The sequence below is a fragment of the Sinorhizobium fredii genome, assembly GCF_002944405.1.
GTDB lineage: Bacteria > Pseudomonadota > Alphaproteobacteria > Rhizobiales > Rhizobiaceae > Sinorhizobium > Sinorhizobium fredii_C.
This window is the reverse complement of the sequence record NZ_CP024307.1, coordinates 2716730-2731778: the sequence shown is the minus strand read 5'-3', so window position 1 is coordinate 2731778 and position 15049 is coordinate 2716730. Positions and strand designations below refer to the sequence as shown.

Sequence of the window (15049 nt, the reverse complement as noted above, 5' to 3'; positions counted from 1 at the left end):
CCGGTTCGATGCAATCTAGCGTGGGTGACTTATGACTCTACTGCTCCTGGGTATCGTGATTTTTCTGGGCATGCATCTCGTTCGCGTGGTTGCGCCCGGCCTTCGCGCCGGCGTCATCGAGAGCCGCGGCAAGGGTACATGGATGGGGCTTTTTACGGCCGTCAGCCTCGTCGGTCTCTGTCTCATCATCTATGGCTTCGGCCAGGCACGCGGCGAGACGGGGATGCTCTATGATCCGCCGGTATTCCTGCGCCACATCGCCCTCCTGCTGATGCTCTTCGCCTTTGTCTTCCTTGCCGCGGGTTCCCTGCCGGCCGGTCGCATCGCCGTCGCGGTCAAGCATCCGCAGATCCTCTCGATCAAGATCTGGGCCCTGGCGCACCTGCTCTCGAACGGCGAGACCTCTTCTGTCCTGCTCTTCGCCTCGTTTCTCGCCTGGGCGGTGATCGTGCGCATCTCGCTGAAGCGACGCGAGCGCGCGGGCGAATCCGTGCTGCCGGTGTTCAAGTCGACGCGCAACGACGCGCTGGCGGTGCTCATCGGCCTCGCCGCCTATGTGCTCTTCGTCTGGAAGCTGCACGATTGGCTGATCGGCGTCCCTCCCATCGTTATGGGCTAAATGACATCATGGGCTAAATGACATGGGCCCCCTTACAAGCGACGCAAAATCGGGTAGAAGGCGCAAAATCCACAGAGAGCACGCGCGTCCGGCGGGACGCGCAACGGATGCTCGAACAGTTTGAGATTGCGCGTTTCCCTTCCGAACATCGGCGTCGAATGTCGGGACTACGCGCCAGCGTGCAGGAAGGCCGGGGCAACAGATGGCAAACCAGGACGACAGCTTTATCCGCGAGGTGAACGAAGAACTCCGCTCGGATCAGATGAAAGCCATCTGGACGCGCTTCGGCGGCATCATCATCGGGATCGCGGCACTCATCGTCCTCGGCACCGTCGGCAAGGTCGGCTACGACTATTGGCAGGAGAGTTCCTCGTCGCAATCGGGAGACGCCTTCCTCGTAGCGCTTGATCTTGCCAAAGAAAACAAGTCGGAGGAGGCGCTTGCCGCCCTCACCAAGCTGGAGCAGGAGGGCTACGGCTCCTATCCGGTTCTCGCACGATTGCGCGCGGCGACGCTGCAGGCCCAGAAGGGCGAAACCGATGCGGCCGTTGCGGCGTTCTCCGAGATCGGCAAGGACACCCGCATTCCCGCGGCTCTCCGCGATGCGGCGCGGCTGCGCGCCGCCTACCTGCTCATCGATGCCGGCACCTATGATCAGGTCTCGGCCCAGGTCGAACAGCTGGCGGTGCCGCAGAACGCCATGCGCCATTCGGCGCGCGAGGCGCTCGGCCTTGCGGCCTACAAGGCGGGCGATTACGCCAAGGCGAAGGGCTGGTTCCAGCAGATCGCCGACGATACCGAAAGCCCGCGCGGCGTCGTCAACCGGGCGCAGATGCTGCTCGACGTGATTGCGGCGAGCGGCAAAGCTTGAGGCTTCTGATATGAGTTTCACCGTCGCCATCGTCGGGCGCCCCAATGTCGGCAAGTCGACCTTGTTCAACCGTCTGGTCGGCAAGAAGCTGGCGCTCGTCGACGACACGCCCGGGGTCACACGCGACCGGCGACCCGGCGACGCAAAACTCGTCGACCTGAAATTCCGCATTATCGATACGGCCGGTCTCGAGCAATCGGCGCCCGACAGCCTGCAGGGGCGGATGTGGGCGCAAACCGAACAGGCGATCGACGAGGCGGATCTGTCGCTGTTCGTCATCGACGCCAAGGCCGGCCTGACGCCGGCCGATGAAACGCTTGCCGAGATGCTGCGCCGGCGCGGCAAGCCGGTCATCGTCGTCGCCAACAAGTCGGAGGCACGCGGATCCGACGGCGGCTTCTACGACGCCTTCACGCTCGGCCTCGGCGAACCGTGCCCAATCTCGGCCGAGCACGGCCAGGGCATGCTCGACCTGCGGGACGCGATCGTCGCCGCCCTCGGTGAGGATAGGGTCTTCCCGCCGGCGGAGGACGTCGCCGAGACCGATGTCGATATTCGCCCGACGGGGGCAGGCGAGGACGAAGAGGCGGAGCCCGCCTATGACGAAACCAAGCCCCTGCGAGTCGCGATCGTCGGCCGGCCGAATGCCGGCAAGTCGACACTGATCAACCGCTTTCTCGGCGAAGACCGGCTGCTGACCGGCCCCGAGGCCGGCATCACCCGCGATTCCATCTCGGTCGAATGGGACTGGCGCGGCCGCACGATCAAGATGTTCGACACGGCCGGCATGCGCCGCAAGGCGAAGGTCCAGGAAAAGCTCGAGAAGCTTTCGGTCGCCGATGCGCTGCGCGCCATCCGTTTTGCCGAGACGGTCGTCATCGTCTTCGACGCTACCATTCCCTTCGAGAAGCAGGACCTGCAGATCGTCGATCTGGTGCTGCGCGAGGGGCGTGCGGCCGTGCTCGCCTTCAACAAATGGGACCTGGTCGAGAACTGGCAGGCGGTGCTTGCAGATCTGCGCGAAAAGACCGAACGGCTGCTGCCGCAGGCCCGCGGCATCCGCGCCGTGCCGATCTCCGGCCATACGGGCTACGGTCTCGACAGGCTGATGCAGGCGATCATCGAGACGGACAAGGTCTGGAACCGGCGCATCTCGACGGCGCGCCTCAACCGTTGGCTGGAATCGCAGCAGGTGCAGCACCCGCCGCCGGCCGTCTCCGGCCGTCGCCTGAAGCTCAAATACATGACCCAGGTGAAGGCCCGCCCGCCGGGCTTCATGATCTCCTGCACGCGCCCGGAAGCGGTGCCGGAATCCTATGTCCGCTATCTGATCAACGGCCTGCGCAACGATTTCGACATGCCGGGCGTGCCGATCCGCGTCCATTTCCGGGCTGCGGATAATCCTTACGAATCGAAGGCTCGCAAGAGGCGGTGATTGAAGGAAGCATCGCCGCTCTACAATCAAGGCCTCATTCCTGTGCTTGTCACAGGAATCCAGCAGCGCCGCGTCTGCGGCGCGGGAGTCCATCCAAAGGTTATTTGGCTCATCGGTAGAAAGGCTCGGTGACATCCCGTCGATCGGTGAAAAGCCACCTACCAAACAGTCGGCAACTTCTCCCGCTCCACCAGCGCCCCGTGATGGCCGATCACCGCTGCGGCTATGCGTGCGGCGAAGGCGGCGGCATCTGCCGGGGTGTCGCCGGCGGCGAGGTGCGCGAGGAAGGAACCGTTGAAACTGTCCCCGGCGCTGGTGGTGTCGACGATGCGGGCAACGGGTGCTGCCGGGATGTGCTGGCGCGCTCCCTCGCCGAACTGCAGGGTGACGCCGTTGGCGCCGTCCTTGACGGCGATGTCGGCGACGCCGAGCGCACGGTATCGTTCGATCGTGCTGCCGACGGATGCATCGCCGAAATGCGTTGCCTCGTCGTCGAAACTCGGCAGCAGCAGCGTCGCCGCCCGCGCGCCCGCCTCGATGGTTACGCGCATCCGTGCCACGTCGTCCCAGAGGCGTGGGCGGATATTCGGATCGAACACCACGCGCTTGCCGGTCGCCTTCGCCCGCCGCAGTTCCGACAGCAAGGTTTCGACCGCATCGGCAGCAAGGATTGCAAGCGTGATCCCGGAGAAGAAGACCACGTCCGCCGAGCCGATCGCCTTTCGCAGCCGATCCGGGTCGTCGGCAAGCAGCTTCGCGGCGGAAGTTGAGCGCCAGTAGGAGAAGCTGCGCTCCCCCTCCTTCAGATGGATCATGTAGAGGCCCGGCATGCGGCCCTCGATCCGGGCGATATGCGCCGTGCCGACCCTGGTCCCCTCGATGAATGACAGCATCTCGTCAGAGACGACATCGGTGCCGACGGCGGTCAGATACTCGACGGTCCATCCGGCCGGTGCGAACAGACGCGCGTAATAGGCGGTGTTGAAGGTGTCGCCCGCATAGCCCTTGCGCAGCATGCCGCCTTCCGCCTGCATCAGTTCGACCATGCATTCGCCGATTGAAAGCATGCTGCCCGCCATCCGCTCTTCCTCCCGCCATCGATGTCGCCGCCAATGGGTTAGCGATCTGTCGGCTTCGCAGCAAGCGAATGTTGCGCGCGCCGTTTACTCGGTGAAATCGCGGCGATACATCTTTCGTGCAGCAGCAGGAACAGCGGGGTGTGCGGATGGCGGTCGGAACGAGGTCTGGCGACGATTGGTGGCGCGGCGCGGTGGTCTATCAGGTCTATCCGCGTTCCTTCCAGGACACGGATGGCGACGGCATCGGTGATCTTCGCGGCGTGACCCGGCGGCTTTCTCATATCGCCTCGCTCGGCGTCGACGCCATCTGGCTGTCGCCCTTCTTCAGGTCGCCGCAGGCGGACATGGGCTACGACGTCTCGGACTATTGCGACGTCGACCCGATGTTCGGCTCGCTTGCCGATTTCGACGCCATGATGGCGGAGGCGCACCGGCTGGGACTGAAAGTGATCATCGACCAGGTGATCTCGCACACGTCCGACCGGCATCCCTGGTTCGTCGAGAGCCGCTCGAGCCGTAGCAATGCCAAGGCGGACTGGTTCGTCTGGGCCGATCCGAAGCCGGACGGCACGGCGCCGAACAATTGGCTTTCGATCTTCGGCGGCCCGGCCTGGGAATGGGACGGGGTGCGCAGGCAATACTACATGCACAACTTCCTGACGTCGCAGCCGGACCTCAATTTCCATCATCCCGAGGTCCAGGAGGCGCTGCTCGATACGGTGCGCTTCTGGCTGGACCGCGGCGTTGACGGCTTCCGGCTCGACACGGTCAATTATTACTTCCATGACCGGCATTTGCGGGACAACCCGCCGCTCGTTCCGGATCCCGATGCGACGAGCAGCGACGCGCCGGAGGTCAATCCCTACGGCATGCAGGATCATCTCTACGACAAGACCCAGCCGGAGAATATCGCCTTCCTGCAGCGGCTGCGGGCCTTGCTCGACAGATATGGCGGCCGCACGACGGTGGGCGAGGTCGGCGATGGCGCCCGGTCGCTGAAGACGGTTGCCGCCTATACGAGCGGTGGCGACAAGCTGCACATGTGCTACACCTTCGACCTGCTCGGCCCGGAACTCTCGGCCCGCCATATCCGGCGCTGCGTCGAGAATTTCCAGGCGATCGTCACCGATGGCTGGGTCTGCTGGGCCTTCTCCAACCACGACGTCATGCGTCATGTCAGCCGCTTTGTGCTCCGCGAGGCGGACCGCGAACGGGTGGCGAAGCTCGCTATTGCGCTGCTTGCCAGCCTGCGCGGCTCGATCTGCCTCTACCAGGGCGAAGAACTGGGCCTGCCGGAGGCGGAACTCACTTACGAGGAATTGCGCGACCCCTATGGCATCCGCTTCTGGCCGGCCTTCAAGGGTCGCGACGGCTGCCGGACGCCGATGGTCTGGGAAAGGGATGAGGCGAATGCCGGCTTTTCCGCCGGTTTTCCCTGGCTGCCGGTGCGCGAGGAACAGCGCGCCTTGGCGGTGGATGCACAGGAGGGCGTCGCGGGGTCGGTGCTCGAACATTATCGCACTACGCTCGCTTTCCGTCGCGCCCACGCGCCCCTCCTAGACGGCGACATGGCGTTCCTTGCGACCAACCAGGATGTGCTGGCCTTCACCAGGGAGAAGAACGGCGAGAGGTTGCTTTTGGTCTTCAACCTGACGGGCGAGCCGCAAACGGTTCAGCTCGCCGTCGACATGGATGTCGCTGAAGTGCTGCCAATGCCGGGATTTGCGCCCGAGTTAGCTGAGAACGCGATCGCGCTTGCCGGTTACGACGTCTTCTGCGGCAGGCTGGGGTGAGCGGAGACGCGTTCGTTACCCTCCGTCATCCTCGGGCTTGACCCGAGGATCCCACGCACAGACATCACCGAAACTATCGAGCGTCGCCGGTCAGTTTGCGTGAATTCGAGATCGCGTCGTGGTCAATGTGCCACGGGCGGCCTTGTGAATGGATCCTCGGGTCAAGCCCGAGGATGACAAGTGTGGAGAGGGCGGCATTCCGTCAGCAGGTCATCGTGTCAGTAGTCTCAGCCAATCAGCGCAAACTTGTCCACATCCACCAGCCCGCGGTCCGAAATCTTGAGGTGCGGTATCACCGGCAGCGGCAGGAAGGCGAGTTGCAGGAAAGGCTCCTCCAGCGTCGCGCCAAGCGCGAAGGCGGCCTGGCGCAGGTGGTGGAGGATGTCGCGCACCCGCTCATAGGGCTCGAGGCTCATCAGTCCGGCAATCGGCAAGGCGATCTCGCCGGTCACCCGGCCGTCTTCGACGACGACGAAACCGCCCCTGATCTCGGCGAGGCGATTGGCGGCAAGTGCCATGTCTTCGTCTCCGACGCCGACGACGCAGATATTGTGGCTGTCATGGCCGACGGTGGAGGCGATCGCGCCCTTCTTCAGGCCGAAGCCCTGAACGAAGCCGTTGGCATGGTTGCCGTTGATGCCGTGGCGCTCGATGACGGCGACCTTGATGATGTCGCGGCCGAGATCGGGCCCTGTCTGGTTGCCCTCGGCCGGCAGCCGAAAGCGTCGATGCTCGGTGATGATCTTTCCCGGCAGCACGCCGATCACCGAGGTCTCGCCCTCGCTGTAGGGCATGGCGAAATCCGCCGCCTTGACCTCTCGCGCCTTGACGCTGTCGAGCCCCACCGGCTCGACCGGCTTGCGGCGGGCAAAGAGCGCGCCGGTCACGCGTTTCCCGGCGGAGAAGACCATCTCGGCCCTGCAGGTCTCCAGGCTGTCGACGACCACGAGATCGGCCCGCCAGCCGGGCGCTACCAGGCCGCGGTCGCTGAGACCGAAGGCACGCGCCGCCGAGATCGAGGCGGCGCGATAGACCGCCAGCGGCTCGACGCCCGCCGCGATCGCCGTGCGGATCATGTGGTCGAGATGGCCCTGCTCGGCGATGTCGAGCGGATTGCGATCGTCGGTGCAGAGCGCCAGATAGGGCGACAGCCGTTCGGTGATGATCGGCATCAGGGCATGCAGGTCTTTCGACACCGAGCCTTCGCGAACGAGGATATGCATGCCCTTGCGGATCTTTTCGAGCGCTTCCTCGGCGCTCGTGCACTCGTGGTCGGTGCGGATTCCGGTTGCGAGGTAACCATTCAGTTCTTTGCCGCGCAACAGCGGCGCATGGCCGTCGATGTGGCCGCCCTGGAAGGCCGCGAGCTTGGCGAGGCAGACCGGGTCCTTGTGGATGACGCCGGGGAAATTCATGAACTCGGCAAGGCCGATCACCTTGGGGTGATGGCGGAAGGGCGTGAGCCGCTCGATCGGCAGATCGGCACCGGCCGTCTCCAGATGCGTTGCCGGCACGCAGGACGAAAGCTGGACGCGGATGTCCATGATCGTTTCCATCGCCGAGTCCAGGAAGAACTGGATGCCCTCGGTGCCGAGCACGTTGGCGATCTCGTGCGGGTCGCAGATCGCCGTGGTGACGCCGAGCGGCAGGACGCAACGGTCGAATTCGTGCGGGGTGACCAGCGAGGACTCGATGTGCAGATGCGTGTCGATGAAGCCCGGGACGATGATGCGACCGGAGATGTCGATTTCCTCGCAGCCCTCGTAGTCGCCGCAGGTTCCGACGATCCGGTCGCCGGAGATGGCAATGTCGGAAGCGACGAGTTCGCCGGTGGCGAGATCGAAGAAGCGCCCGCCCTTGAGCACGATGTCGGCCGGCTTGCGGCCGACGCCCTGATCGATGAACCGTTCCAGCGCCTCGGACATGCCTGCACCTCGCCCCTTTGCTGCTTTGCCGATGACAATACCCCTCTCCCCTGAGGCGGGGAAAGGGCTTCGCAAATAACGCGGAGATGTCTCAGATATTGTTCTTCAAGACGTCGCGCAGCTTGTCGAAGAGTTCGTCGATCTGCTGCTTTTCGATGATCAGCGGCGGCGACAGCGCGATGATGTCGCCGGTCGTGCGGATCAACAGGCCTTTCTCGTAGGCCTTTAGGAAGGCGGAGAAGGCGCGCTTCGTCGGCTCGCCGGCGATCGGCTCGAGCTCGACCGCGCCGATCAGGCCGATATTGCGGATGTCGATCACATGCGGGCAGTCCTTCAGCGAATGCAGCGCCTCCTCCCAGTAGGGCGCGAGATCGGCGGCGCGCGTCAACAGACCCTCTTCCTTGTAGGTGTCGAGCGTTCCGAGTGCCGCGGCAGACGCGATCGGGTTGCCGGAATAGGTGTAGCCGTGGAAGAACTCGATCAGATGCTCCGGGCCGGTCATGAAGGCGTCGTGGATTTCCGAGGTGACGAACACTGCGCCCATCGGGATCACGCCGTTAGTCAGGCCCTTGGCGGTGGTGATGATATCCGGCTTGACGTCGAAATATTGCGCGGCAAAAGGCGTGCCCAGACGGCCATAGCCGGTGATGACCTCGTCGAAGATCAGCAGGATGCCGTGCTTGGTGCAGATCTCGCGCAGCTTCTGGAGGTAGCCCTTCGGCGGGATGAGCACGCCGGTGGAGCCGGCGACCGGCTCGACGATGACCGCGGCGACCGTCGAGGCGTCGTGGAGCGTGACGATCCGTTCCAGTTCGCTCGCAAGATCGGCGCCGTGCTCGGGCTCGCCGCGGGCAAAGGCGTTCTTCCCCGGCAGGTGCGTATGCGGCAAATGATCGACGCCCGTCAGCAGCGTGCCGAACATCTTGCGATTGGCAACGATGCCGCCGACCGAAATGCCGCCGAAATTGACGCCGTGATAGCCGCGCTCGCGGCCGATGAGGCGGAAGCGCGAGCCGTTGCCCTTGGCGCGGTGATAGGCGAGCGCGACTTTCAGCGCGGTGTCGACCGATTCCGAACCGGAATTGGTGTAGAGGACGTGGTTCAGACCTTCCGGTGCGATGTCGACAAGCCGGTTGGCGAGCTCGAAGGCCTTCGGATGGCCGAGCTGAAAGGCCGGCGCATAATCGAGTTCGCCCGCCTGTTCGCGGATCGCCTCGGTGATCTTCGGCCGACAGTGACCGGCATTGACGCACCAGAGACCGGCCGTGCCATCGAGCACGGTCCGCCCGTCATGGGTGGTGTAGTACATGTCCTTGGCGCCGACGAAGAGCCGCGGCTCCTTCTTGAACTGCCGATTGGCGGTGAAGGGCATCCAAAAGGCGCGGAGATCGTTCGGGGTGGTGTTCAGGCGGTTCGACATGTCTGTTCTCCTCGGGGGCGTCCAGCGCGAAAAGTCGGCTGGGGTCCGAATTCTTTTACCTGTTGGTCAAATTATCAGTGCCCCTGTGAGCGTCAAGCCTGCCGGCGCGCAAGAAATAAGCCCCGCGATTGCTCGTCGGGGCTTTGGCCTTGCAGCTCTTGTCGGCGTCTTGGGAGTTACGCCGACTTGCGCACGAAGGGCTTTTCTATGACGACGCTCGTGGGGGCTCCGTAAATCTCCGTGAGTGCGCCCAAAATCCTCATGACCGCCTCGGACGAACTCGAATAATAGATCGTCTGGGCGTCACGACGGGTGCTAACCAGATTCTGGGCACGCAACTTCGAGAGGTGCTGGGAAAGAGCCGACTGGCTCAGCCCGACCTTGTTGGCCAATGCGCCTACCGCCATTTCTTCCTTGACCAGCGAGTCGAGAATGAGCAGGCGTTTTGGATTTGCCATGGCCGAGAGGAAACCGGCTGCTATTTCCGCTTCCTCATGTTTTTCAGGCGAAAGAGGCTGCATTGCGTGCTCCATGCGAGAATTACATCACACGTAGTTATGTTTTACGAAGCACGATAATTAGACGTGATGCATAAAAGGGCAACCACCCACTGCAAGAATTGGGGGTAGCTAAGTGCCGATTAACCGTTAAGTTTTTTCAAAATCGGCCGCAACTGGGCCGTGTCCTCGAGAACGGCGTCGAATTCCAGGCGCTGCAGTCTCTCCCCGTCGGAAAGGTCGAGGCCAGCCGAGTCGATTCCGGCAATCTTCCAGTCGCCATCGCCGGCGCGGCAATGAACGGTCGCATAATGCTTCACCGCGTCCTGGTGATCGGAATTCATATGCTCGATGGCGCTGCTCTCCATCTCGGCGAGCGCGGCGGCCGCAGGCGAAGCGATGACGAGATCCTTGTCGGTCAGCACATAGGCGCGGCCGAAACCGCCATTGAGGCTGGCGCGCAGCGGCGCCAGGCGGAAAAAGCCGAAATCGGGAAAATCGACATAGAGCCGGGCCTTGGGATGGCGCCGCAGAAAACGCTCCCGGATGCGGCCATGCGCGGCGCTGTCGCGCGCAACCTCTTCGGCCTCGCACTGCAGGGTGAGGCGGGGATGGGCGAGGGGGTCGCCCTTGCCCGGCTCGCCGGTCAGCAGCGAGGCGCGTCGGTCGGCAAGGAGCGCCTGGGTATGGGTCGAAAGCCGTGAGACGAGAATGACCGGCGCGCCGTCGATATCGATGCCGATCAAGGCGCGGCTGACGAAGGGAAAGCCGCTGCCGTCGGGTTCGAGCACAGCCAGCGCGCCGCTGCGCGCGGACCGGAGCAACGCCCGGGCAAGCCTGCGCGCCTCGTCGTCGGTCTCTCTCAAGACGTTCGGTTTGTCGCTCATGACGCGCTTCCTCGGGTCAGTCAAAACAAAAAAGCCCGGAGCGGCTGCTCCAGGCTTCTTTTGAACCCCGCGCTTCGTGGCGTCAATCTTTGCTGCGGTGACGCGTCAGGCCTTCGACGATGTTTTGGGCGTCGATGGTCCCGACCACAGCGCCGTTATCGACGACGCCGATGCTGCCCGGCTGGCGGGACATGGCGTCGAGGATGTCGACGAGCGGCGTCGTCGGCTTGGCGGTCGCCGTCACGCCGGTCGTGGCAGCGGTCCGCCCGACGCCGGACTGCATCACGTCCTTTGCCGTCAGCATGGTGATCGGGTTCATGTGCTGGACGAAGTCGGCCACGTATTGGTTGGCGGGATTCTTGACGATCTCCTGCGGCGTACCGCACTGGATGATCCGCCCGCCTTCCATGATGGCGATGCGGTTGCCGATGCGAAAGGCCTCGTCGAGATCGTGGCTGACGAAGATGATCGTCTTCTTCAGCCGCCGCTGGAACTCTAGCAGTTCGTCCTGCAGGCGCGTGCGGATCAGCGGGTCGAGCGCCGAGAAAGGCTCGTCCATCAGCAGGATGGGAGCGCCGGTGGCGAAGGCCCGCGCAAGACCGACGCGCTGCTGCATGCCGCCCGAAAGCTCGTTGACCTTGCGGTCTGCCCACTTGGTCAGATTGACGAGTTCGAGCTGTTCGCCGACGCGCTTCTTTCGCTCCGCATCGCCGACGCCGGCCAGTTCGAGGCCGAAGCCGACATTGTCGGCCACCGTGCGCCAGGGAAGCAGGGCGAACTGCTGGAACACCATCGACACCGTGTGCATGCGGAAATCGCGCAAGGCCTTGGCGTTGCAACGATAGGGGTTCAGCGGTGCGCTCGAAGTCTTGACCTCGACCTCGCCGCGAACGACCGGGGCAAGGCCGTTGACGGCTCTCAGCAGCGTCGACTTGCCGGAGCCGGACAGGCCCATTAGCACGAGGATCTCGCCTTCGTGGATTGCCAGCGAGGCGCCGGCCACGCCGAGCACGAGGCCGGTGGCAGCGCCGATCTCGTCGCGCGTCTTGCCCTGATCGACCATCTGAAGGGCAGGCTGGGGGTTCTTGCCGAAGATGATGTCGACATTCTTGAAAACGACGGCTTCGGTCATGCGCCTTCTCCTTCATCGGACGAGCGGAAAAGACGGTCGAGGACGATCGCCAGGATGACGATACAGAGACCAGACTCGAAGCCCCTGGCGATATTGACCGTGTTCAGCGCCCGAAGGACCGGCACGCCGAGGCCGTCGGCACCGACGAGCGCGGCAATGACCACCATCGACAGCGACAGCATGATCGTCTGCGTCAGCCCGGCCATGATCTGCGGCATGGCGAAGGGAATCTCGACCTTGCGCAGCACCTGCCATGGCGTGGCGCCGAAGGACTCGGCGGCCTCGACCAGTGACGGCGGCGTCGAGATGATGCCAAGGCGCGTCAGGCGGATCGGCGCGGGAATGGCGAAAATGACCGTGGCGATCAGCCCGGGCACCATGCCGAGACCGAACAGGATCAGCGCCGGAATGAGATAGACGAAGGTCGGGATCGTCTGCATCAGGTCGAGAATCGGCCGCATGATCGAGTAGACCCAGGCACGCCGCGCAGCGACGATGCCAAGGGGCACGCCGACGGCCATGCTGACGAAGCTGGCCGCGAGCACCAGCGCCAGCGTCTCCGTGGTTTCCTGCCAGTAGCCCTGGTTGACGATCAGGAGCAGCCCAAGACAGGTGAATGCGGCGATGCCGACCGAGCGGCGAAACCACCAGGCCAGGGCGGTCACGACCGCGATGACGATGAGCGGGTGCGGTGTCTGGAGGATGTAGAGCAGGACGGCGATGATGCCTGAAAGCAGATTTGCGAGCTGGTCGAAGAACAGTTCGAAATTCGTCGTCAGCCAGTCGACGAAAGCCTTGGCCCAGCCGCCGATCGGGATGCGATTATCAGTTAGAAATTCCACGAAACTGGATCCCTCTTGTCAGGGTCAAACACTGGATCGCATGAAGCGGTGGAAGGGCGGGGAGGTTCCCGCCCGACTGCATGGTTTCCTTCAATCACAGCCGATTTGAGGACAGAGGCATGCAGCAATTTTTGAGTGCTGCAGCGACCTTTGCGCGACGGGCGGCCGCGCGGCGCCACGCAATCAGAGGCCGAGTTCGGACTTCACCGCAGCCAGTCCGTCGCCACCATCCTTGGTGGTCACGCCGGCAAGCCAGGGCTCGATGGCAGAGGGGTTGTCCTTCAGCCAGGCGGCAGCGGCCTTCTCCGGATCTTCGCCGTCGTTCAGGATCTTGCCCATGATCTCGTTTTCCATCTCAAGCGAGAAGTTCAGGTTCTTGAGCAAGGCGCCGACATTCGGGCATTCGGTCGTATAGCCGGCGCGCACATTGGTGTGCACCGTGGCGCCGCCGAAGTTCGGGCCGAAGATGTCGTCACCGCCCGAGAGGTAGGTAAGCTTGAAGTTGGCGTTCATTGGATGCGGCTCCCAGCCGAGGAAGACGATCGGCTCGCCGTCCTTCTCGGCGCGCGCCACCTGCGCCAGCATGCCCTGTTCGGAGGATTCGACGACCTCGAAGCCCTTGAGATCGAACGTTCCCTTCTCGACCATGTCGATGATCAGGCGGTTGCCGTCATTGCCAGGCTCGATGCCGTAGATCTTGCCCTCGAGCGCATCCTTGTGGGCGGCGATGTCCTTGAAGTCCTTGATGCCGAGCTCAGCACCCTTGGCGTTGGTCGCCAGCGTGTATTTGGCGCCTTCGAGATTTTGGCGGACGGTTTCGACCGATTTGTCGTCGCGATAGGGTTTGATGTCGGCTTCCATGGTCGGCATCCAGTTGCCGAGGAAGACATCGATATCCTTGTTCTTCAGCGACGTGTAGGTAACGGGGACCGAAAGCACCTTGACGTCAGTCTCGTAGCCGAGCGCCTCAAGGATGGTGGTTGCCGTCGCCGTCGTGGCGGTGATGTCCGTCCAGCCGACGTCGGAGAAGCGGACGGTGCCGCAGCTTTCCGCCTCGGCCGCGGCCGCATTGCCGGCGGTCAAGGCCGCTATGCAGATGGCACCTGCCAGCATGAATTTGAGCGAGAATGTCCTTGTCATCGTTGTCGTTCCCCTGCCTGTGTTCTTTTTTTAGCCAAACACCAATGCGCCCCGAATTCAAGGCCTTGGCGTCGAGGGAAGTGTATTGTCTCATTCCATTGAGGGGATGCACAAAACGACGCTGAATGTCGCAATGCCTGCGAAATGGCGCTCCACAAACATTGATAGGCTCACGAGCGGCGCGGGTGCACCAATTTCCGCCGACGGCGAAAATCTGTGGGTCGCGCCGACGCGCTCTGGTCATCAGCTCTTTGCAAGGTCATGTAGCGGAGACGACGTCTGGGAACCCTGGTCATGGCCAAACTCTATTTCAGCTACGCGACGATGAATGCGGGCAAGAGCACGCTGCTCCTGCAGGCCGCCTACAACTATCAGGAGCGCGGCATGCGCGTCGTGATGCTGATCGCCGCCTTCGACGATCGGGCAGGCACGGGGCGCATCGCATCGCGCATCGGGCTCCAATCGGAGGGGATCCCGTTCCGTGGGAAGGACGACCTCTTCAAACTCGTCGAGCGGCTGAACGGCGACGGATCCGGCCAGATCGCCTGCGTCTTCGTCGACGAGGCGCAGTTCCTCGGCGAGGACCAGGTGTGGCAGCTCGCGCGCGTCGCCGATCGCCTCGGCATTCCGGTCATGGCCTATGGCTTGAGAACGGATTTTCAGGGGAAGCTCTTTCCGGGTTCTATGGCGTTGCTGGCGATTGCCGACGAGTTGCGCGAGGTCAGGACGATCTGCCATTGCGGACGCAAGGCGACGATGGTCGTGCGCCTCGACGGCAACGGTAAGGTCATGCGCGAGGGGGCGCAGGTCGATGTCGGCGGCAATGAGAAATACGTCTCCTTCTGCCGCCGCCATTGGGAAGACGAGATGCGCGCCGGCTGACGGCGGCGCGCCGATCTTCAACGGGAGTTCCAAGCATGCGGTCCGTCGCCTTCGCCACCTGTCTCGCCTTCGTCGCGACACCCAGCCTGGCGGATGGCGACGCCAGGGCGGGCGCCGCGGTCTTTCGGAAATGCAGTGCCTGCCATACGGCGACTGAACCGGCGAACCGGGTGGGACCGAGCCTGATGGGCGTTGTCGGCCGTCCCGTCGCTTCGTTCGGCGGCTACAACTATTCCGATGCAATGAAGGCGTTCGGCACTCAAGGTAAAGTGTGGGACGAGGTTACGCTCTCCGAATATCTGTTGAGCCCACGGACTCTGGTAAGCGGCACCAGAATGAGTTTTCCGGGACTGAGGAGGCCGTCGGACATTGTCGACCTTATCGCCTATCTCAAGAATCCCACCGCCGGCCAATGAGCGGGCCGCGCAGCCTCGCCTTACCTGCGAAAAAAGCCCGCCGGCGTCTCTTGTCCTGACCTGCTAAACACCCTTTATATAACTGCAATCAAGGGCTGAGCAGATTGGTCC

Annotated in this window: 14 protein-coding genes; 6 read left to right on the top strand and 8 right to left on the bottom strand. The window is 63.4% G+C overall.

The genetic code is table 11. From position 1 onward, the window contains the following. Positions 1–31: 31 nt before the first annotated feature. The 3 genes from NXT3_RS13430 (at position 32) to der (ending at position 2925) form a co-directional block, all read left to right on the top strand. Positions 32–619 carry an NnrU family protein gene (locus tag NXT3_RS13430; RefSeq protein ID WP_104839508.1) on the top strand — a complete coding sequence of 196 codons (588 nt, stop codon included), beginning with the start codon at positions 32–34 and terminating at the stop codon, positions 617–619. 202 nt (positions 620–821) lie between these two features. Then, positions 822–1490: a tetratricopeptide repeat protein gene (locus NXT3_RS13425; RefSeq protein ID WP_104839507.1), complete on the top strand. Its 669-nt coding sequence runs from the start codon at positions 822–824 to the stop codon at positions 1488–1490. 10 nt (positions 1491–1500) lie between these two features. After that, complete coding sequence (gene der, locus NXT3_RS13420; protein WP_097537997.1) at positions 1501–2925, top strand: ribosome biogenesis GTPase Der; 1425 nt, start codon at positions 1501–1503, stop codon at positions 2923–2925. A 158-nt stretch (positions 2926–3083) separates the two neighbouring features. Here der and NXT3_RS13415 read toward each other — a convergent pair whose 3' ends face one another. Then, the gene (locus tag NXT3_RS13415) at positions 3084–4004 is read right to left on the bottom strand and encodes a sugar kinase (RefSeq protein WP_104839506.1); all 921 of its coding nucleotides are present in this window, start codon (positions 4002–4004) and stop codon (positions 3084–3086) included. Positions 4005–4150: 146 nt separating this feature from the next. Between NXT3_RS13415 and NXT3_RS13410 the strand changes: the two genes are divergently transcribed. Continuing rightward, positions 4151–5797, top strand: a complete 1647-nt coding sequence (locus NXT3_RS13410; RefSeq protein WP_104839505.1) for a beta-galactosidase BglA — start codon at positions 4151–4153, stop codon at positions 5795–5797. Positions 5798–6024: 227 nt separating this feature from the next. On the opposite strand, the gene ade is transcribed toward NXT3_RS13410, so the two are convergent. The 7 genes from ade to NXT3_RS13375 form a co-directional block, all read right to left on the bottom strand. Next, positions 6025–7722, bottom strand: a complete 1698-nt coding sequence (gene ade / locus NXT3_RS13405) for an adenine deaminase (RefSeq protein ID WP_104839504.1) — start codon at positions 7720–7722, stop codon at positions 6025–6027. A 91-nt stretch (positions 7723–7813) separates the two neighbouring features. Then, complete coding sequence (locus tag NXT3_RS13400) at positions 7814–9142, bottom strand: omega-aminotransferase AptA (protein WP_097538001.1); 1329 nt, start codon at positions 9140–9142, stop codon at positions 7814–7816. Between the two features lie 176 nt (positions 9143–9318). Then, the gene (locus NXT3_RS13395) at positions 9319–9663 is read right to left on the bottom strand and encodes an ArsR/SmtB family transcription factor (RefSeq protein WP_037414853.1); all 345 of its coding nucleotides are present in this window, start codon (positions 9661–9663) and stop codon (positions 9319–9321) included. Between the two features lie 119 nt (positions 9664–9782). Then, on the bottom strand, positions 9783–10526 hold the full coding sequence (locus NXT3_RS13390; protein WP_104839503.1) for a HugZ family pyridoxamine 5'-phosphate oxidase: 744 nt from the start codon (positions 10524–10526) through the stop codon (positions 9783–9785). Between the two features lie 82 nt (positions 10527–10608). Further along, positions 10609–11658 carry a choline ABC transporter ATP-binding protein gene (gene choV, locus NXT3_RS13385; protein ID WP_037414858.1) on the bottom strand — a complete coding sequence of 350 codons (1050 nt, stop codon included), beginning with the start codon at positions 11656–11658 and terminating at the stop codon, positions 10609–10611. Then, positions 11655–12500, bottom strand: a complete 846-nt coding sequence (choW, locus tag NXT3_RS13380) for a choline ABC transporter permease subunit (protein WP_037414860.1) — start codon at positions 12498–12500, stop codon at positions 11655–11657. The genes choV and choW overlap by 4 nt, the downstream gene beginning before the upstream one ends. 183 nt (positions 12501–12683) lie before the next feature. Beyond that, the gene (locus tag NXT3_RS13375) at positions 12684–13640 is read right to left on the bottom strand and encodes a choline ABC transporter substrate-binding protein (protein ID WP_104839502.1); all 957 of its coding nucleotides are present in this window, start codon (positions 13638–13640) and stop codon (positions 12684–12686) included. Between the two features lie 294 nt (positions 13641–13934). Between NXT3_RS13375 and NXT3_RS13370 the strand changes: the two genes are divergently transcribed. Continuing rightward, positions 13935–14522 (top strand): thymidine kinase, encoded by a 588-nt coding sequence (locus NXT3_RS13370; RefSeq protein ID WP_037414865.1) that lies wholly within the window; start codon positions 13935–13937, stop codon positions 14520–14522. A gap of 35 nt (positions 14523–14557) precedes the next feature. Further along, complete coding sequence (locus NXT3_RS13365) at positions 14558–14938, top strand: c-type cytochrome (RefSeq protein WP_104839501.1); 381 nt, start codon at positions 14558–14560, stop codon at positions 14936–14938. Positions 14939–15049 lie beyond the last annotated feature (111 nt).